Source organism: Pseudoalteromonas sp. BSi20439 (assembly GCF_000241165.1).
Lineage (GTDB): Bacteria > Pseudomonadota > Gammaproteobacteria > Enterobacterales > Alteromonadaceae > Pseudoalteromonas.
Window position 1 is genome coordinate 43,073 of record NZ_BADW01000047.1, and the last position, 19,381, is coordinate 62,453.

General features: G+C 40.9%; 16 protein-coding genes. 11 read left to right on the top strand and 5 right to left on the bottom strand.

Annotated elements, in window-relative coordinates:
• Positions 1-7 precede the first annotated feature (7 nt).
• Positions 8-3,448 (bottom strand): PAS-domain containing protein, encoded by a 3,441-nt coding sequence (locus P20439_RS04190; RefSeq protein ID WP_008111212.1) that lies wholly within the window; start codon positions 3,446-3,448, stop codon positions 8-10.
• Between the two features lie 461 nt (positions 3,449-3,909).
• Between P20439_RS04190 and P20439_RS04195 the strand changes: the two genes are divergently transcribed.
• The 11 genes from P20439_RS04195 (at position 3,910) to P20439_RS04245 (ending at position 16,879) form a co-directional block, all read left to right on the top strand.
• Positions 3,910-4,173, top strand: coding sequence for a DUF4212 domain-containing protein (locus tag P20439_RS04195; RefSeq protein WP_008464847.1), 264 nt, complete (start codon positions 3,910-3,912; stop codon positions 4,171-4,173).
• 10 nt (positions 4,174-4,183) lie between these two features.
• Positions 4,184-5,908, top strand: a complete 1,725-nt coding sequence (locus tag P20439_RS04200; protein WP_008111210.1) for a sodium:solute symporter family protein — start codon at positions 4,184-4,186, stop codon at positions 5,906-5,908.
• A 139-nt stretch (positions 5,909-6,047) separates the two neighbouring features.
• Positions 6,048-7,886: a DUF294 nucleotidyltransferase-like domain-containing protein gene (locus P20439_RS04205; protein WP_008111208.1), complete on the top strand. Its 1,839-nt coding sequence runs from the start codon at positions 6,048-6,050 to the stop codon at positions 7,884-7,886.
• Positions 7,887-7,891: 5 nt separating this feature from the next.
• Positions 7,892-8,515 carry a 3'-5' exonuclease gene (locus P20439_RS04210; RefSeq protein WP_008111206.1) on the top strand — a complete coding sequence of 208 codons (624 nt, stop codon included), beginning with the start codon at positions 7,892-7,894 and terminating at the stop codon, positions 8,513-8,515.
• A gap of 127 nt (positions 8,516-8,642) precedes the next feature.
• Entirely contained in the window at positions 8,643-9,383 is a 741-nt protein-coding gene (locus tag P20439_RS04215; RefSeq protein WP_008111204.1) for an SIMPL domain-containing protein, read from the top strand.
• A gap of 183 nt (positions 9,384-9,566) precedes the next feature.
• Positions 9,567-10,580 (top strand): erythrose-4-phosphate dehydrogenase, encoded by a 1,014-nt coding sequence (gene epd / locus P20439_RS04220; RefSeq protein WP_008111201.1) that lies wholly within the window; start codon positions 9,567-9,569, stop codon positions 10,578-10,580.
• Positions 10,581-10,629: 49 nt separating this feature from the next.
• Positions 10,630-11,805 carry a phosphoglycerate kinase gene (locus P20439_RS04225; RefSeq protein WP_008111199.1) on the top strand — a complete coding sequence of 392 codons (1,176 nt, stop codon included), beginning with the start codon at positions 10,630-10,632 and terminating at the stop codon, positions 11,803-11,805.
• 211 nt (positions 11,806-12,016) lie between these two features.
• A complete protein-coding gene (gene fba, locus P20439_RS04230) occupies positions 12,017-13,081 on the top strand; it encodes a class II fructose-bisphosphate aldolase (protein WP_008111197.1) in 1,065 nt (354 codons plus the stop codon).
• A gap of 639 nt (positions 13,082-13,720) precedes the next feature.
• On the top strand, positions 13,721-14,410 hold the full coding sequence (phoB, locus tag P20439_RS04235) for a phosphate regulon transcriptional regulator PhoB (protein ID WP_008111196.1): 690 nt from the start codon (positions 13,721-13,723) through the stop codon (positions 14,408-14,410).
• A gap of 76 nt (positions 14,411-14,486) precedes the next feature.
• A complete protein-coding gene (gene phoR / locus P20439_RS04240) occupies positions 14,487-15,803 on the top strand; it encodes a phosphate regulon sensor histidine kinase PhoR (RefSeq protein ID WP_008111193.1) in 1,317 nt (438 codons plus the stop codon).
• A gap of 107 nt (positions 15,804-15,910) precedes the next feature.
• Positions 15,911-16,879 carry a PstS family phosphate ABC transporter substrate-binding protein gene (locus P20439_RS04245; protein ID WP_008111191.1) on the top strand — a complete coding sequence of 323 codons (969 nt, stop codon included), beginning with the start codon at positions 15,911-15,913 and terminating at the stop codon, positions 16,877-16,879.
• 74 nt (positions 16,880-16,953) lie between these two features.
• Here the strand turns inward: P20439_RS04245 and P20439_RS04250 are convergent, their stop codons facing one another.
• Genes P20439_RS04250 through folK form a run of 4 tightly spaced genes read right to left on the bottom strand, consistent with a single transcriptional unit; the run spans position 16,954 to position 19,380 of the window.
• Positions 16,954-17,193, bottom strand: a complete 240-nt coding sequence (locus P20439_RS04250) for a hypothetical protein (protein WP_008111185.1) — start codon at positions 17,191-17,193, stop codon at positions 16,954-16,956.
• A gap of 28 nt (positions 17,194-17,221) precedes the next feature.
• Complete coding sequence (gene panC / locus P20439_RS04255; protein ID WP_008111183.1) at positions 17,222-18,070, bottom strand: pantoate--beta-alanine ligase; 849 nt, start codon at positions 18,068-18,070, stop codon at positions 17,222-17,224.
• Entirely contained in the window at positions 18,070-18,864 is a 795-nt protein-coding gene (panB, locus tag P20439_RS04260; RefSeq protein WP_008111181.1) for a 3-methyl-2-oxobutanoate hydroxymethyltransferase, read from the bottom strand. Before panB ends, panC begins: the two co-directional genes overlap by 1 nt.
• 30 nt (positions 18,865-18,894) lie before the next feature.
• Positions 18,895-19,380 (bottom strand): 2-amino-4-hydroxy-6-hydroxymethyldihydropteridine diphosphokinase, encoded by a 486-nt coding sequence (gene folK / locus P20439_RS04265; protein ID WP_008111179.1) that lies wholly within the window; start codon positions 19,378-19,380, stop codon positions 18,895-18,897.
• Between the last annotated feature and the right edge of the window lies 1 nt (position 19,381).

Below are 19,381 nucleotides of genomic sequence, written 5' to 3' on the forward strand. Positions count from 1 at the left end.
TTGAACGTTAAGTACTGTGATTCAGCAGTGCTTTAAGTTTACCTGGTTTTACTGGTTTACTCAGATAATGAATATTTTCAGCTTTGGTGGTTTGTTTTAGCTCAGTGTCACGCACTGCGGTAATTAAAATAGCCGGAATATCGCTTTGCCAAATCTCGCGTAGCGCTTTAATTAACGTAATGCCATCCCAATCATTACCTAATTGATAGTCCATTAAAATAACATCAGGTGCCCCCTGTTCTTTTGCATAAGTTAACACCGCTTCTACTTTATCGAATAGGGTGTAATTTGCTTGCCAGCGTTTCAATAAGCTGGCCATGGCTGCAAGGTTTTCAGGGTCGTCGTCAACGGCAATAATATTTATCGCGGCGCGGTTGTCGACTATATTTTGACTGGTTTGTTTTTGCTGTACTAATTGCGCATCACCATAAGGCACTTCAATACTAAATCGGCTGCCTTTATTGGGTAATGAAACCACATCAATCGGCAGGCTCAATAAATCAGCCATACGTTTAACGACCCCTAGACCTAAGCCAACGCCTTTATTGTCGCCCGCTTCAATTCGGTAAAAGTCGTTAAATATTTTTGCTTGTTCAATATCGCTAATACCTGGGCCGGTATCCCATACTTCAATCCGTAAACTGTGTTTTCTGTTTCTGCAGGCAATTAACACACGGCCATCTTCGGTGTATTTAATCGCATTTGACAGCAAGTTTTGTAGTATTCGACGCAAGTAAGTAATATCGCTGTGTACTATTTGTTGATTTGAACGTACTTTAAATGAAAGTCCTTTATCGCTCGATAAAATCGCATATTCGCTTTTAAGAGGGTCTAAAATATCATCAATGCAAAAGTGACGGGGATTTGGGGTCATTGCCCCTTGCTCTAGCTTGGCAATTTCTAATAAAGCCGACATTAAATGCACGGTGGAATCTAGGCTATCACCTAACTTATTAAAATTATTTTTATTGGTGCTATCTAACTGGGTTTCATCAATGGCGGCAAGGTATAAACGTGCCGCATTGAGTGGCTGTAAAATATCATGGCTGGCGAGTGCTAAAAAGCGAGTTTTACTATCATTTGCTTGCTCAGCTTCACGTTTAGCTAAAGTGAGTGCTTGCTCTGTTTGTACGCGGCTATCGATTTGTGCTTGCAGGCTACTATTAATGGTTTGTACTTCTTGGGTGCGCGCTTCAATACGGTTTTCTAAGTCCATATTAATTTCTTCGAGCGCATTTTGCGTACTAATATGATTAGTAATATCAGAAAAACTCGTTACAAACCCCCCGTCAGGCAGTGGGTTACCTATCATTTCGTACACTTGGCCATTTCGACGATGGCGAATAAAATGATGTGAACTGCCATTTTTTAAATGCTGAACCCGTTTATCAACATGGCGGTCAATTTCACCTGGGCCGCATTCACCGCGCTCTGCGTTATACCGTATTATTTCTTCAATAGGCTGGCCAACTTGTAAAAAGCCTTCAGGGTAGTTAAACATTTCGCTGTAGCGCTTATTCCAAGCAACGAGGTTAAGATCTTTATCTACCACAGAGAGTCCGTGGCTTAAGTTTTCTAGTGAGGTAAATAGTAAGTTCTGATTAAACTGCAGTGCTTGTGTGGTTTCATCAAAAAAGTTTACTACTTCTTCAAACGCCATTCGTTTGCCAGACGATACGGTGTGAATAAGTGCTTGCGCAGAAGAGGCACCTAATACGCCTGTCAGTGCGCGTTCGCAGTAGGCAATAAAGTCAGCGCGAGGGTGTGCGTTGTTGTCGTTTAAATCATGATGGAGTGCGTAATGCGATAAAATTTGTTGGCTACGTTGAATACCTAAAAAGGTTTGCAGTAAAATTTTAAAGTCATACACCGTGGCTTTTACGTTTTTATTTAAGCGACGAGATAAAATGGCCTGATCTTTAGGATTAACAAATGCCGCCGCTTGAATTTTATCAATTAAGCGCTCTTCAGCTCCCAAGGAAAAGCTAATGTAACAGCCAATATTAGCAAACAACGCGATTAAGGTGCCTCGAGTTATAAGTGTTTGTTGTAGCTCACTGTCTAGTGGGTTAGGGGCTTCTAAAATAGGCAGCATTAAAAACAGTACCCAACAAATGACCCCAGCGAGTAGCCCGGCATAAACACCATAAGCATGGCCTTTTCGCCAATATAAACCACCTACAATAGCAGGTAATAACTGCGACACCAGTGAGAAAGCCACTAATCCCATACTGGCCAGCGCGCTGCCATTACCAAACCATTGCTGATAGAAGTAGGCTAAAATAAGCACCCCGGCAATGGTAAATCGACGCACCAACAAAATACGAGATTTGTAGCTGCTAGTGATTAAATTACGTTTAAATTTACGGCGTAACATTAAGGGCAGCACCACATCGTTGGAGATCATGGTACTTAGCGTAAGCGTGGCTACAACAATCATGGCCGTGGCAGCTGAAAGCCCACCTATAAATACAAAGGTGGTTAAAAAAGCGTTATCGTGCAGCATAGGCAGTGCCAGTACAAAGCTGTCTGGTGATAAGCTGCGGCCAATTTCTGGATGAATAGCAGCGGTGGCAATAGGTAAAATCATTGCTGCGGTCAATAACAAGTACAATGGAAAAGCCCAGCGAGCAGTGAATAAATGGCGCTTATCTTGGTTATCAACCACGGTTACATGAAATTGCCGTGGCAAACAAATAATAGCCGCTGCCGCCATCAGCGACTGACCTACAAAGTTAAAGCTAAAAAAGTCAAACTGTGCCCAATGCAGCCAAATGGACTCGGCAACTTGGCTAGAACTCTCTGCAGGTAAATTAAATAAGCTATATATTGCAAGCCCTGCTACAGCGGCTAGAGCAAACAACTTTATTAGCGATTCAAACGCCACTGCGAGCATTAAACCTGAGCGATACTCGGTTACATCAACTTTACGCGTGCCAAAAAATATAGCAAATAGCGCCATCATTAACGTGGCCGATAACGCCAAAATGTCCCCAGATATCTGATTACTGCTTTGCAAAAGTAAAAAGCTAGAACTGAGCGCTTTTAATTGCAGAGCAATATAAGGAATAGTGGCCAATAAGGCGATAATGGTCACCATGATGGCGGTGGTTTGGCGTTTGCCGTAACGTGCTGAGATAAAGTCGGCAATGGTGGTAATATTTTGTTTTTTACTCACCAATACCAGTTTACGTAAAAAGCCTTGGCCGAAAAAAAACAGTAAAGCGGGCCCTAATAAAATAGGCAAAAAGCTCCAACTACTGGTAGCTGCGGTGCCTACCGAACCATAGTAAGTCCACGAAGTACAATAAATCCCCAATGCAAATGAATACACAAATGGGTGATGACTAATACGCTTGGCCAGTGGCGTGGTCTTATCGCCCCAATTTGCCAGCCAAAACAGCAGACCTATGTAGCCAAAGGCAACGATCAGTAGTACAGCCGTCATGTTTATTTAACCTCATAGAATATTTTTATAATTTGCCATAACTATACCCAAACTATCTCAAGATGCGAGCGTCAGTTGGAGTTTGAAGTAGTTTGCTTATTTACAATACCTAGTTGTGGATAAAGTAGGGGGTATACATTTTATTTATATTATCTATAAATAAAATAACATACTGATTTATATGCTTTAATTTTTATTTGTCTATTTAGTTAGACTAATGTCTTATTCCCACGGTTTGTTTAAATTCGGCTAAAAACCTCAGTTATTAAAATTCATTAAGCTACTGAAACTAAAGTAGTTCATGGTTTGTTTATTAATCAATCGCTAGCAGTTTACGAAAACGTTAATATGTTGTTACGACTATTGTCGCAATTCAATATTTGAATTGCATTGCTAAATTGGTTAACGAATATAAAAAACCACCCATCACAATCTTGTGATGTTTAAAGGGGAAAATAAAAATGGCTTTTAAAAATGAAGAACAAGCAAAAGCTTATTGGGCAGAAAACATTTCATTACTGTTTAAATTATTAGCAGTATGGTTTGTAGTCTCTTTCGGCTTTGGCATATTACTGGTTGATGTACTTAACGAAGTACGTTTTTTTGGGTTTAAACTTGGCTTCTGGTTCGCCCAGCAAGGCGCGATTTATACCTTTGTGGCTTTGATTTTTGTGTACGTTTTCAAAATGAATACGTTAGATAAAAAATATGGCGTAGACGAATAGGAGCTAATCAATGGATGTTCAAATACTCACATTTATAATCGTCGGTTTAAGCTTTGCGCTTTATATCGGTATTGCAATTTGGGCTCGTGCTGGGTCAACAAATGAATTCTACGTTGCTGGTGGTGGTGTACCTCCACTTGCTAATGGTATGGCAACTGCTGCGGATTGGATGAGTGCTGCGTCATTTATTTCAATGGCGGGTATCATCTCGTTTGCGGGTTACGACGGAAGTGTTTACTTAATGGGGTGGACCGGTGGTTATGTACTACTGGCTATGTGTTTAGCGCCTTACTTACGTAAATTCGGCAAGTTTACCGTGCCAGACTTTATCGGTGACCGTTACTACTCACGTACTGCGCGTTTAGTGGCTATTTTATGTGCCATCTTTATTTGTTTTACTTACATTGCGGGTCAAATGCGTGGTGTTGGTGTGGTGTTCTCGCGTTTCTTAGAAGTTGAAATTGAAACCGGCGTTTACATCGGCATGATTATTGTTTTCTTTTATGCCGTACTTGGCGGTATGAAAGGTATTACTTACACGCAAGTTGCGCAGTACTGTGTACTAGTATTTGCTTATTTAGTACCGGCTATTTTCATCTCTATGATGGCAACCGGTCATTTCTTCCCACAAACAGGGTTTGGTGCCACGCTAAGTGATGGGTCAGGCATGTATGTATTGGATAAACTAGACGGTTTAAGTGCTGAGCTTGGGTTTGGTCAGTACACTGAAGGCTCTAAGAGTATGATTGATGTATTTGCAATCACAGGTGCTCTTATGGTGGGTACAGCCGGTTTACCACACGTAATTGTTCGCTTTTTCACTGTACCTCGCGTTAAAGACACGCGTATTTCAGCTGCGTGGACACTGGTGTTTATTGCTATTGTATACACAACAGCACCCGCAGTAGCTTCGTTTGCCCGTGTAAACATGATTGATACAATTAACGGTAAAGACGGAAGCGGTACAGCGTATGCAGATGCGCCAGCATGGATCAAAAACTGGGAACGTACGGGCCTAATCACCTTTAATGATAAAAATGGTGACGGCAAAATGTTCTACACATCAGGTAAAATCACTGACCCTAATAGCGCAAACGAAGTAAACGTTGACCGCGATATTATGGTACTAGCGAACCCTGAAATTGCAGATTTACCAGCCTGGGTTATTGCACTCGTTGCTGCTGGTGGTATTGCCGCGGCACTATCTACTACAGCGGGCTTACTATTGGTAATTTCGACCTCGGTATCGCATGATTTACTTAAACGGACACTCAAACCGGATATAACCGACAAGCAAGAGTTACTTGCAGCGAGGTTGGCAGCGATGATTGCTATTGTAATATCCGCCTACTTTGGGATTAACCCGCCAGGATTTGTGGCCTCGGTTGTAGCCTTTGCCTTCGGCTTAGCGGCGGCGAGCTTCTTCCCTGCAATTATTATGGGTATTTTCTCTAAATCTATGAATAAACATGGTGCAATTGCAGGCATGGTAACGGGTATCACCTTTACTGCTGCATACATCATCTACTTCAAGTTTGTGAGTCCAGAGCTTAATAGCCCAGAAAATTGGTTCTTAGGTATTTCACCTGAAGGGATTGGTTTAGTAGGCATGATCATTAACTTTGCAGTAGCTGCAGGTGTTATGAAAATGACTCAACCGACACCAGTTGAAATTCAAGAAATGGTTGAAGGTATTCGTAATCCTAAAGGGTCTAGTGAAGCGCATGCTCACTAATCCATATATCTAATGATATAACGCATCAAAGCCCGACTTAAGTCGGGCTTTTTATTTGTTTAAATAATGGCTACATTAAATAATCGCTATATTAAATAACCATATTTCAGGTTAAGTCGCTTTTTATTGAGGATGATTTATGAGTAGTGAGCAACAGGAAGTCGCGCAGTTTATTAACAAGCAAGCACCATTTTCAATGTTACAGGACAGCGCCTGCAGTTATTTTGTTAACCATCTCGATAGTATTTATTTGACCCGAGAAAACCAAACGCAATGGCTTAACAGTGAACAGCCTAAATTATTTTTAATTCGTTCCGGGTTATACGATTTAGTGGATGCTCAAGGCGATACGGTAACGCGTTTAACTCAAGGTGATTACTTTGGTTACCCCTCGTTACTGACGGGAGATTCAATACAAAACAGTTTAGAAGTACAAAAAGAGGGCATTGTCTATATGCTCGAGCAAACGGATTTTGATTACTTACGTCGAGAATATAAAGCATTCGAGCAATACTTTGTTCGTGCTCATGCTAATCGATTGCTGTCATCACATTATAAAAGTAACAACGACAGCTGGTCTGAGCGTAAAATATCAGAGATCATGACTCGCAAAGCGATTACGCTGCCCCCCGATGCCAGCATCCGTAATAGTGCTAAAAAAATGCAAGAGCATGGGATTTCATCAATGATGATCACCGAAAATTCGCATCTTGTTGGAGTAGTTACAGATCGGGATTTACGTAACCGAGTGCTTGCTGATGAAGTAGATCCCGCGCAAGCTATCAATAGTATTATGACCAATAAGCCTAAGTTTATATTTGAAAATAACCGCGTATTTTCAGCGCTGCACTTAATGCTTAAGCATAATATTCATCATTTACCTGTGCTTGACGAAAACCACAAACCGCTAGGAATGATCACCAGTACAGACTTACTACGCCAACAAAAAAGCGACCCAGTGCAGCTAATTGGTCGTATTTACAAGGCCCATAATGTGGCTGATTTAAAACGTTACGCGAAAGAAATTCCTGAGTTATTAAAAGGGTTTTCAAATAATATTGATGATATTTCGCTGATCGGAAAGTTACTCAGCGGTTTAACCGATGCGTTGACCTCGCGACTCATTTTTTTATTTCAACAACACCATGGCGCCGCGCCTACCAGTTTTAGTTTTATTTGTTTTGGCTCTCAAGCGCGCGAAGAGCAAACACTGCATTCAGATCAAGATAATGGCTTGTTATTACCTGATGGTTTAAATGATGAGCAGCACGCATATTTTAAACAGATGGGCGAATTTGTATGTGAAAACTTAGTTGAGTGCGGCATTCGTCGTTGCCCCGGTAACATAATGGCTAGCAGTGATGCGTGTCGAATGAGTGTTAGTGATTGGCGGGCGAAGTTTTTAAAGTGGATCACCAGTCCCACACCCCAAGCAATGTTAAACTGTAAAATCTTTTTTGATCTGCGTTTTATTGAAGGATCCACCACACTTTATAGTCAGTTTTGTGAAGAATTAACTCATATTTCTCGCAACGATCTTTTTTATGCGGCAATGGCCAGCGATGTTAACGCTAATAGTGCGCCGATTGGTTTATTTAATAACTTTAAAACCGAAAAAACAGAGCAACACCATAAATACATCGATCTTAAAAAGCGCGGGGTGGTGATCATTAACGATCTAGCGCGACTTTATGCATTAAAAGTAGGCATTCGCCGTGCTAACACCCAAGAGAGGTTGGATGCTTTATTAAAGTATTCACTATTAAGCAAAGAAGATATTTATAATTTAAAAGATTGTTGGCGATTTTTAACTCAGCTTCGGCTGCGCACGCAAATAAATGAAGAAGGGTTACCTAGTAATTGCATTAACCCAGACAAACTCAATTCGTTAGAACGTCATCAGCTTAAAGAAGCGTTCTACCTAGTAAAACAAGCGCAGCAAGGCGCGGCGTTTAAATTTGCGCGTGGGAGTTTGTAACAATAATGGTTAAGCTGCTTATTACGCGATACTTAAAGCGTCGTCATTTGCTTGCGCAAAGTGCTTTAAAGCAACGTTATTTAGTGATTGATTTGGAATTAACAGGGCTTGATCCTAAACAACATGAAATTGTCTCGGTTGCTTGGGTACTGATTGATAATCAATGTATTAAAAACAGTCAGTCGCAGCATATCGTTAATAAAGAGGTTAAAAGTCTAGAGCAAAGCCCTGTTTTTCATGGCATTAGTACTGACTCGGTGGCACAAGGGCAAAGCCTACAGAGTATTTTAATGTCTCTAAGCGCTCACTTTAGTGACTGCATTTTAGTATTTCATAATGCCATGCTCGACTGGGGCTTTTTAAAGTTAGCACTAAAAAATGCAGGGATCACCCAGCGGCCTAAGCTGATCATCGATACCTTACAAATAGAAAAAAAGCGCTTACTGCAACACGCAAGCGATATAAAATTAGATGATTTAACCTTAAATGAATGCCGTAATCGCTACGATTTACCAAGCTATCATTGTCATCACGCTCTTACCGATGCACAAGCCACTGCCGAATTGTTATTAGCCCAATGCCACCAAATAGGCGCCGGTAAAGAACTTAAAGTAGGCGATCTAACGTAGGTTCTGAAGAGCGAAGCGAAACCCAACTTTAAAGTAGGCACAATGGCTTAGTTTTATTCAGTTTACTTTTCTTCTTGTTTGTATAATTATGGGAACGCATGTTTAATTAAAAATTCAAGGAACGAATATGAAACTTATCATCGCTATTTTTATTACCTTATTCCCTCTTATTGCTTTTGCTAATTCAGGCGTGCCAGCTAATCGTCATATCTCTGTGCATGGCACAGCTGAGGTATTAGTTGAGCCAGATATGGCTCAAATTATATTTGAAGTAAAAAGCATTGAAGATACATTACTTGAGGCTAAACGTGAGCTTGATGGCCGGGTTAGCGTGTTACTCGAAGAATTAGACAAATACGCCTTTGGGCAAGGTGATGTTCATATATCGGGTTTAAAAAGCAAGGTATACACTAGGGTTGGTACAGAATCTGGAACTGTTTCAGGCGATAAGTATTTAGCACTGAAAACAGTTAAAGTCACATTGAAAGATATTAAAAAAGTCGATGAATTTATTGATTTTGCCCAACGCTTAAAAATAGACAATATCAAAAAAATTAATGGTTTATCCTCCAAGGCTAAGCAGTTAGAGGCAGAGGCGACACAACTAGCAATCGATAACGCAAAAGCGAAGGGAAATAAGCTCGCTCAGTCTTTTGGTGCTGAACTTGGCAACGTTTATAGTATTAGTGCAAATTCCAGCAGCTCAGATTATGACGCGAGCGGTGTTAAGCACATTATTTTATCTAGCCACAGAAATAGCATGGCTGCTAGAAATAACGAGAGCCCATTTACGCAACAGCAATATTTAGGTGCAACAATAAGCGTTAAAGCATCTATAAACGTGGTGTTTGATTTAAAACTAAAATAGCAAATACCGCAAATACCTATTAGCCGAGCTAAAAGTAAAAGCGCATTGCGTGTTGATTCTGACGTTAATTTAAAGTTTCTAATGCTTGGCTCTTATAATCACAGGCAAGGTCGATTACAATACCGCCATCTAAAAGGCGACGCTGCCTTTCTCTGTACGTAACTAGAGTGGATTTTATCTTTCATGGCAATCAAACTTGCAATTAATGGTTTTGGTCGTATTGGTCGAAATATTGTCCGCGCACTATACGAATCAGGCTTAAGCGACGAGATTAAAATTGTTGCGATTAACGAATTAGCCGACCCTGAAGCTATTGCCCATTTATTAAAATACGACACCTCTCATGGTCGCTTTACCTTCCCAGTTAAACTAGGTGAAGACACTATCAGCGTTGCTGATGATACCATTGCATTATTTTGTGAAGAAAACCCAGTTGAATTACCATGGCAAACGCTAGATGTTGACGTGGTACTTGAATGTACAGGCGTGTACCACTCACGTGAGCACGCGCAGTTACATATTGCCGCAGGCGCTAAAAAAGTGTTGTTTTCCCATCCTGCTGATAATGATGTAGATGCGACCATTGTGTATGGCATAAACGACGATGAGCTGAAAAACGAGCATACTATTGTCTCTAATGGTTCGTGTACCACCAACTGCGTTGTTCCTGTTATTAAAGTACTCGATGATGCCTTTGGTATTGAATCTGGCGCCATTACAACGATTCATGCGTCAATGAACGATCAGCAAGTGATTGATGCGTATCACCATGATTTACGCCGAACTCGTGCCGCTAGCCAATCTATTATTCCGGTAGACACAAAATTAGCCCGTGGTATCGACCGTATTTTACCTAAATTTAAAGGTCGTTTTGAGGCCATTGCCGTTCGTGTACCGACCATTAATGTGACTGCCATGGATTTAAGTGTCACGGTAAATACCGATGTTGATTTAAACGCGGTTAATAGTGCGCTTAAAGCACAAGCTAAAGACAGGCTTGAAGGTATTTTAAGTTACACCGAAGAGCCGCTGGTATCGGTTGATTTTAACCACGATCCCCATTCTTGTATTATTGATGGCACACAGACACGTGTTAGTCATAAACGGCTGATAAAATTACTAGTTTGGTGTGATAACGAGTGGGGGTTTGCGAATCGCATGCTTGATACCGCTCGTGCTATGATGGCATTTAAGTAATATTTAAAACGTATTTATTGGTTTAGTATCGTTAACTAAGGAGATGTTCATGTCGGTCATAAAAATGGCAGATTTAGATTTAAACGGCAAGCGTGTATTAATTCGTGAAGATTTAAATGTACCCGTTAAAGCAGGTAAAGTGACGTCAGACGCACGTATTCGTGCAGCACTACCTACTATCAAACTTGCGTTAGAAAAAGGCGCGAAAGTGATGGTTATGTCACACCTAGGCCGTCCTACGGAAGGGCAATACGAAGACGAGTTTTCATTAGCACCCGTTGTTGATTACTTAAATGATGCACTTGAGCAAACTGTTCGCCTAGAAAAAGATTACTTAAACGGCGTTGATGTTGCAGATAACGAAGTGGTTGTTTTTGAAAACGTGCGTTTTAATAAAGGCGAGAAAAAAGACGACGAAGCCTTATCAAAGCAATTAGCTGCATTATGTGACGTTTACGTAATGGATGCCTTTGGTACTGCGCATCGCGCTCAAGCGTCAACCCATGGTGTGGGTTTGTTTGCTGATGTCGCGTGTGCCGGTCCATTATTATCGGCTGAACTAGAAGCATTAGGTAAAGCACTTGATAACCCCGCTCGTCCGTTAGTGGCAATTGTGGGTGGCTCTAAAGTATCCACTAAATTAACGGTACTTGATTCATTGTCTAAAATTGTTGATCAGCTGGTTACCGGTGGTGGTATTGCCAATACCTTTATTGCTGCTGCTGGCCATCCTGTAGGTAAGTCACTTTATGAAGCTGATTTAATGGATGAAGCAAATCGTTTATGCGCTGCGGCGAAAGCTAACGATGGCGAAATACCGGTACCCACAGACGTTGTTGTAGGTAATGAGTTTTCAGAGTCAGCTGTAGCAACACTTAAAGATGTAAGTGAAGTCACCAGCGACGATATGATTTTTGATATTGGCCCCGATACCGCAAATCAACTTGCAAAAATTATTGCTAATGCGGGCACGGTTGTATGGAATGGCCCAGTGGGTGTGTTTGAGTTTGATCAATTTGGTAATGGTACACGTGCCATTGCAAAAGCGATTGCTGATTCGAACGCATTTTCTATTGCAGGCGGTGGTGACACCCTAGCGGCAATTGATAAGTACGGCATTAGTGATAAAGTATCGTATATCTCTACAGGTGGTGGTGCGTTCTTAGAGTTTTTAGAAGGCAAAAAATTACCTGCAGTTGCAATGCTAGAATCACGCGCTAAATAATACCTTTGGGTATTAGCTAGCCGTAAAGCAGATGTGCTTATCCCACATCTGCTACAATTAACGAGTAAATACCTCTCACTTTTATTTAGTCGTTAATAATATGAATTTTAGGCCATTTGCCTTTTAATTCATGGCGCAGTGATTGCGCCAAACTAACAAATCCGTTCAAACTAGGTAGTAAAATAACTACCGATAAATTGGAGAATACCCAATGGCTTTAATCAGTATGCGACAACTTCTTGATCATGCCGCAGAGCATGGTTACGGTGTACCCGCGTTTAATGTAAATAACCAAGAGCAAATGCGTGCAATTATGGAAGCGGCTGATAAAACAAACAGCCCTGTTATTGTGCAAGGTTCTGCGGGCGCACGTGCGTATGCCGGTGCACCTTTTATTCGTCATATGATTTTAGCGGCAGTTGAAGAATGGCCACATATTCCAGTGGTTATGCATCAGGATCACGGTACATCACCGGGTGTATGTCAGCGTTCAATTCAGCTAGGATTTTCATCAGTAATGATGGATGGCTCATTAATGAGCGATGGTAAAACACCTTCAAGCTATGATTACAACGTTGATGTAACACGTAAAACAGTTGAAATGGCGCATGCGTGTGGCGTATCTGTAGAGGGTGAGCTAGGTGTATTAGGTTCACTTGAAACTGGTGAAGCGGGTGAAGAAGATGGTGTTGGCGCTGAGGGTAAACTTACCACTGAGCAAATGCTAACAAATCCAGAAGAAGCGGCAGACTTTGTAAATAAAACCCATGTTGATGCGCTGGCTATTGCTTGTGGTACATCACACGGTGCCTACAAATTTACTCGTCCACCAACCGACGACATTTTAGCAATTGATCGTATTAAAGAAATTCATGCGCGTATACCAAACACGCATTTAGTAATGCATGGTTCGTCTTCAGTACCACAAGAGTGGTTAGAGGTGATCAACCAATACGGTGGTGAGATCCCAGAAACTTACGGCGTGCCAGTTGAGCAAATTGTTGAAGGTATTAAATACGGTGTGCGTAAAGTAAACATTGATACTGACTTACGTTTAGCGTCTACCGGTGCAATCCGTCGTCATTTAGCAATGAACCCGTCTAACTTCGACCCACGTAAGTTCTTAGCCGCTGCAACGCAAGCAATGACTGACATTTGTATTGCCCGTTACGAAGCGTTTGGTACTGCAGGTCAAGCAAGTAAAATTAAGCCAATTTCATTGGATGAAATGCACCTTAAATACTTAAGCGGTGAGCTAAACCCAAAAATAAAATAGTGAGCCAATAATAGCGATACTCTCGCACTCATTATAAAAGCCAGTTGCCTATGCACTGGCTTTTTTGATCTGTGGGGGATCAGTATTTTACCTAGTTATTAATTTGGGATCACTCGATTACTAACTGGTCATATCTGGGATCATTACTTTACTAACTAAAGCGCTAAAATGGGCATGTTTTACTCATTTAGGCATCGTAAAGCGCAATGATAGAATGAAAATTATACAAAAAATCATTGGTTTAGCTTTAGTAGTGGGTAAAATAGTGATCCGTAAAGGGATCTGCTTGATAAAACTCTGATCCTGATATTTAAGATCTTAATAAAGCTGATCTAAATAGTGTCGTGGCACAGTCAGCTTTTATGATCAGACTAAAAATATAGCTGTTAAAACTCGTCGCTTAGTAATTTGATGATCTCATAAATAATATTAAAACTACGCGCAATTATTAAGCGATTAACACCTCAAACCGCTTTATTATTTACAGCTTATGATGATACAAAGATGACATATTTAATTTTTTGTCACTATTTTGTGTTTTTTTTACGCTCATTTTGATTTCCACGTTACACTTTAATAAAAATGTCATACTTAGTCATAATAATGAAACCTACTCAATAGCCTAAGAGATAAATTGGAATGTCACGTAAAGTATTAGTCGTTGATGACGAAGCACCTATCAGGGAAATGTTGGTTTTTGTTTTAGAACAAAATGGGTTTCAAGCCATTGAGGCAGAAGATTATGATTCTGCAATATCTGCAATGGTTGAACCTTATCCAGATATGGTGTTACTTGATTGGATGCTACCTGGCGGTAGTGGAATTCAAATCGCTAAAAAATTCAAACAAAATGAACACACACGCCAAATTCCTATCATTATGCTGACAGCCCGCGGCGAAGAAGAAGATAAAATACGCGGTTTAGAGGTCGGTGCTGATGATTACGTTACTAAGCCGTTTTCACCTAAAGAGTTAATGGCGCGTATTAAAGCAGTTATTCGTCGTGTTGCTCCTACCTCACTTGAAGAGGCCATTGAAGTACATGGTTTGCGTTTAGATCCTATTTCGCATCGTGTGACATCAGGTGGCAGTGAGCTTGATATGGGACCAACGGAATTTCGACTGTTACACTTTTTTATGACCCATCCAGAGCGTGTATATAGCCGAGAGCAATTACTTGATCATGTATGGGGTACTAACGTCTATGTTGAAGATAGAACTGTAGATGTTCATATTCGTCGCCTGCGTAAAGCAATTGCAACCCTTGGACACGACCGCTTAGTACAAACAGTTCGCGGTGCTGGTTATCGCTTTTCGAGTAAATTATAAGTTTACTTCGTAAGTCACAATCTATTAACCTAGCACAGTCAAACTTCTGCTAGCGTTTATAAGGTAAAGAGCGTGTATGTATCGAGTTATTAACAAGCAGGCGTTAACCAAACGGCTGTTTGTCTATTTTATACCTTTGCTTTTAATTGGGGTGCTTATTGGTGCCCCATTTTTGATGTTGTTTTTGGGCGCTTTTTCGCTACTTATGTGGCATTACCATCAGCTTTATCGCTTAAGTGACTGGCTGCATAATCAACGCAGCTTTAACCCGCCTGAAGGGGAAGGGTCGTGGGAGCAAGTATTTGAAGGTATTTATCAGCTGCAACACCGCAATCGTAAAAAGCGTAATGAGTTGGCAGAACTGATACGGCGTTTTCGCGACGGCGCTGAGGCCGTACCTGATGCCGTTGTTGTACTACAAAACGATTTATCAATTGTGTGGTGTAATCAGCTTGCACTCAAAGTGCTAGGGTTACAGTGGCCGGTTGATCATGGTCAGCGCTTAGATAACTTAATTCGCGATCCTAAATTTGCTAAATATATGCGCCGTAAAGAGTTTAGCGATGCATTGGAGCTTGAAAGTGGCCACAGTGTTGAGCAAGTTCTTGAATTTAGGGTGATGCCCTATGCCAATACACAGTTGTTGGTAGTGGTACGCGATGTCACTCGCTTAAAGCAACTTGAGCAAATGCGTAAAGACTTTGTAGCAAACGTCTCTCATGAGCTCAGAACACCTTTAACGGTTGTTACCGGCTACCTTGAAATGCTCGATAGTGATTCACTGCCCCCGCCTGCAATGTGGAATAAAGCACAAACTACTATGCTAGAGCAATGCAAGCGTATGGATAGCTTAGTCAATCAGTTGTTGTCGTTATCGCGCATCGAAGGAGCAAAGCAACACAGTAATGACAAAGCGGTGAATGTGCCACGATTATTAAAGTTAATTGAAACAGAAGCGAAATCTATTAATCAAGACAAAGGCCATCAACTTACTTTTAATATTGATACATCACTTGATATTACCGGTGCTGAGGATGAACTTAGAAGTGCATTTTCAAATTTAGTATTTAATGCCATTCATTATACTAAACCAGGCGGTAAAATAGAGGTGCTTTGGCAGCGCAACAACCAACAAGCATGTTTTAGTGTTACCGATAATGGTGATGGTATTGCACCTGAACATATTAACCGCTTAACTGAGCGTTTTTATCGAGTAGATAAAGCCAGAAGTCGTACTACAGGTGGCTCTGGACTTGGTTTGGCAATTACTAAACATGTACTTACTCGCCATGGTAGTCAATTAAAAATCCACAGTGAACTGGGTAAAGGTTCCTGTTTTTCTTTCGCATTCTCAAGCGATAGACTTATCGCAATTGCGCCATCAGTGGCGTAATTAGAGTGGTCATAAAAGTGTCATTTAAGAGTCACACCATTGTCATGTACTCACTTTAGAGTGAACCGCAGTTAGGAAATGGGACGAACAAACTGGAGAACCCCAAAATGAAATTTAAAAACTTAGTTGCCGCAATGGGTGTGGCTGTTACAACATTTGTATCTGCACAAGCGGTTGCATTAGAAGACGGTATTCCTGAGTATCAAAAAATTAGCGGTGTATCAGGTAACTTTTCATCGGTAGGGTCTGACACATTAGCCAACATGATGACCTTTTGGGCTGAAGAATATAAACGTATTTACCCAAATGTAAATATTCAAATTCAAGCGGCAGGTTCGTCTACTGCGCCACCAGCACTAACTGAAGGTACGGCTAACTTAGGTCCAATGAGCCGTGCAATGAAGTCAAAAGAGATTGAAGCATTTGAAAAGCGTCATGGCTACAAACCAACACAAGTGCGTGTAGCAATTGATGCGTTGGCCGTATTTGTACACAAAGATAACCCAATCGAAGGACTACGCATTGATCAAATCGATGCTATTTTCTCATCAACTCGTAAATGTGGTGCACCAGAGCAAGTAAATCGCTGGAGTGATGTTGGTCTAGAAGGTGATTGGGCTGCAAAAGACGTGCAATTATACGGACGTAACTCAGTATCAGGTACTTACGGTTACTTTAAAAAGAAAGCGTTATGTAAAGGCGATTTTCGTAATAACGTGAACGAGCAACCGGGTTCAGCTTCTGTTGTACAATCAATTTCAGCGTCATTAAATGCGATTGGTTACTCTGGTATTGGTTATAAAACATCGGGTGTACGTACTGTTCCGTTATCGAAAAAAGGCACTAACTTTGTTGATGCCACGCTTGAAAACGTAGCGCAAGGTAAATACCCACTGTCACGTTTCTTATATGTTTATGTAAATAAACACCCAAATAAGCCACTTGGCCCAGTTGAAGCTGAGTTCTTAAAGATGGTACTTTCTCAAGAAGGTCAAAAAATTGTAGAAAAAGATGGGTATGTACCTCTTTCTGCAAAGTTAGTTGAATTAGAACTGAAAAAGCTAGGCTTGAAATAAGCAACTGAAGCAATTAATAAAAAACCGCTCATTGAGCGGTTTTTTTGTTTTACAATTTATGCCGACGATTGCTATTAGTCAGCTTTACCTAAGTTTTCAGCTTGTACTTTGCATTGATTGTACGCCTCAATACACTTTGATGAGCAAACTTGCGATTTAAGACTATCGGTCGTTGTTTGCTGCTCGCAGCTGGTTTCACATTGATAACTTTGTTGAGCACATTGATTAAGTGCCGGATTACCCGCCTGGCTCTGACAGCCAGCGAGAACTGCAAACGAAAAAGCCACACAGCTAGTTTTTATAAAAGTTTTCATGCTTGTCCTTAAAGTGTAGCTACCAAGATTAAACTTCAACTTGTAGGTTGTCGATTAATCTAACACTACCTAAAAAGGCGGCAGCTAAAATTACAAATCGTGTATCTTCGAGTGTAGCAGCTTTTAATGTATCTCGTTGAGCTATCGAAAAATAATCTGGTTTTAGACCTGCGTTTTCTAATGCACTCTTCGCTTCATTTTCCAGTGTGGCAAAGTCTTTATTACCGCTTTTAAGTTGCTGAGCACAGTGTTTTAAGGTGTTAAATAAAGCGGGAGCGGTGTGTTTTTCATCAGCTGATAAATACCCATTACGCGAGCTCATAGCGAGGCCGCTAACTTCACGCATGGTAGGTACGCCAATAATTTCTACTGGTATTGATAAATCAGTGGCCATGGTTTTAACCACTTGTAGCTGCTGAAAATCTTTTTCACCAAAACAAGCGTAATCAGGCTGTACTAAATTAAATAGCTTAGTAACAACAGTCGCTACGCCTTTAAAGTGACCTGGGCGTGAACCGCCACAATATCCCATTGAAATACCAGGTACATCAACAAAGCTTTGTGCACCTAACCCATTAGGGTAAATAGTTTCTACACTGGGAATAAATAAAATATCTGTTTCAAGATCGGCTAAACCTTGTTTATCAGCATCCAAGGTGCGCGGGTAACTGTCTAAATCTTCGTTAGCGCCAAATTGCATTGGGTTAACAAAAATACTGACGACGACTTTATCGGCCAGTGTTTTTGCTTTTTCTACCAGTGAAAAATGACCACGATGCAAATTGCCCATAGTAGGTACAAATGCGACGCTTAAACCGGCTTGGCGCCAGGCTCTAATTTGACTGCGTAATGATTTAATTTCAGTGATTGACTGCATTATTTAAACTCGTGTTCAGCGCTTGGGAATACGCCGCTTTTGACATCGTTACAATACTTTTTAACCGCAGCAGGCATATTGCCTGTTTCGAGTAAAAAGTTTTTTGAAAATTTAGGAATGTAACCTGCAGAAATACCCACTAAATCGTGCATAACCAAAATTTGGCCATCGGTTACATTACCGGCACCAATCCCGATTGTAGGAATACTCAATGACTCAGTAACGCGTTTTGCTAAGGCACTTGGAATACATTCAAGCACCAGTAGTTGTGCGCCTGCCGCTTCTAATGCTTTTGCATCGGCAATAATTTTTTGTGCTTGAGCTTCTTCACGGCCTTGGATTTTAAAACCACCGAATACATGCACTGATTGCGGTGTAAGCCCCAAATGGCCACATACCGGGATACCTTGTTGGGTGAGTGATTTAATGCTGTCATGCAGCCATTCACCGCCTTCAAGTTTGACCATATTAGCACCCGCGCGCATCAGCTCTGCAGCATTTTTACACGCATCATTTGGGTTTGCGTAGGTCATAAATGGTAAATCAGCAATAACAAATAAATCACGGCTTCCTGCGCGCACACAGCGAGTATGGTAGGCAATTTCTTGGTTTGTAACCGCTAAGGTATCATCGCCACCTTGTAATACCATACCCAAAGAATCACCAACTAAAACAACATCAACGCCGTTATCATGAAATAACTTAGCAAAACTAGCATCGTAAGCTGTTAACGCAGTGATTTTATTACTTTCAGCCTTCATTTTATTCAAAGTTGAAACGGTTATTTTAGACATAATATTCTCGCAGACAATGGCCTTAATTAATTACCGTGGTAATTGTTGTAAGTCGTTAAGCGGTAAAGTATTTGCTATCTGTTGGATAGATGCGCCGCTAGGTAAAATCAGTTCCGGTGCAATTTCTTGCAATGGGTAAACAACAAATTCTCGCTCAGTTAATCCATAATGAGGTACGGTTAAACGTTCGGTATTTAAAATGTGTTCACCAAATAATAAAATATCAATATCCAGTGTGCGTGCGCCCCAGCGCTCAGCCTTTCTAACTCGACCATGTTCCAGCTCTATGGCTTGGGTTAAATCAAGTAGTTGCTCTGGCTCAAGTGAAGTGTTGATACAGGCGACCGCATTCACATAATCAGGTTGATCTTGTGGTCCCATAGGCTTGCTCGCATAATAATGCGAGCAGGCTATAAATTCGCTGTTTGGCAAGCTTTTAAGTGCAATAACAGCGTTATCAAGTTGTTTTTTAGGGCTGTTAAGGTTTGCACCTAACCCCAAGTAGACACGTTGCATT

Coding starts and splice junctions, on each gene's coding strand:
- P20439_RS04190 (WP_008111212.1), bottom strand. CDS start 3,448: ATGACGGCTGTACTACTGATCGTTGCCTTTGGCTACATAGGTCTGCTG.
- P20439_RS04195 (WP_008464847.1), top strand. CDS start 3,910: ATGGCTTTTAAAAATGAAGAACAAGCAAAAGCTTATTGGGCAGAAAAC.
- P20439_RS04200 (WP_008111210.1), top strand. CDS start 4,184: ATGGATGTTCAAATACTCACATTTATAATCGTCGGTTTAAGCTTTGCG.
- P20439_RS04205 (WP_008111208.1), top strand. CDS start 6,048: ATGAGTAGTGAGCAACAGGAAGTCGCGCAGTTTATTAACAAGCAAGCA.
- P20439_RS04210 (WP_008111206.1), top strand. CDS start 7,892: ATGGTTAAGCTGCTTATTACGCGATACTTAAAGCGTCGTCATTTGCTT.
- P20439_RS04215 (WP_008111204.1), top strand. CDS start 8,643: ATGAAACTTATCATCGCTATTTTTATTACCTTATTCCCTCTTATTGCT.
- epd (WP_008111201.1), top strand. CDS start 9,567: ATGGCAATCAAACTTGCAATTAATGGTTTTGGTCGTATTGGTCGAAAT.
- P20439_RS04225 (WP_008111199.1), top strand. CDS start 10,630: ATGTCGGTCATAAAAATGGCAGATTTAGATTTAAACGGCAAGCGTGTA.
- fba (WP_008111197.1), top strand. CDS start 12,017: ATGGCTTTAATCAGTATGCGACAACTTCTTGATCATGCCGCAGAGCAT.
- phoB (WP_008111196.1), top strand. CDS start 13,721: ATGTCACGTAAAGTATTAGTCGTTGATGACGAAGCACCTATCAGGGAA.
- phoR (WP_008111193.1), top strand. CDS start 14,487: ATGTATCGAGTTATTAACAAGCAGGCGTTAACCAAACGGCTGTTTGTC.
- P20439_RS04245 (WP_008111191.1), top strand. CDS start 15,911: ATGAAATTTAAAAACTTAGTTGCCGCAATGGGTGTGGCTGTTACAACA.
- P20439_RS04250 (WP_008111185.1), bottom strand. CDS start 17,193: ATGAAAACTTTTATAAAAACTAGCTGTGTGGCTTTTTCGTTTGCAGTT.
- panC (WP_008111183.1), bottom strand. CDS start 18,070: ATGCAGTCAATCACTGAAATTAAATCATTACGCAGTCAAATTAGAGCC.
- panB (WP_008111181.1), bottom strand. CDS start 18,864: ATGTCTAAAATAACCGTTTCAACTTTGAATAAAATGAAGGCTGAAAGT.
- folK (WP_008111179.1), bottom strand. CDS start 19,380: ATGCAACGTGTCTACTTGGGGTTAGGTGCAAACCTTAACAGCCCTAAA.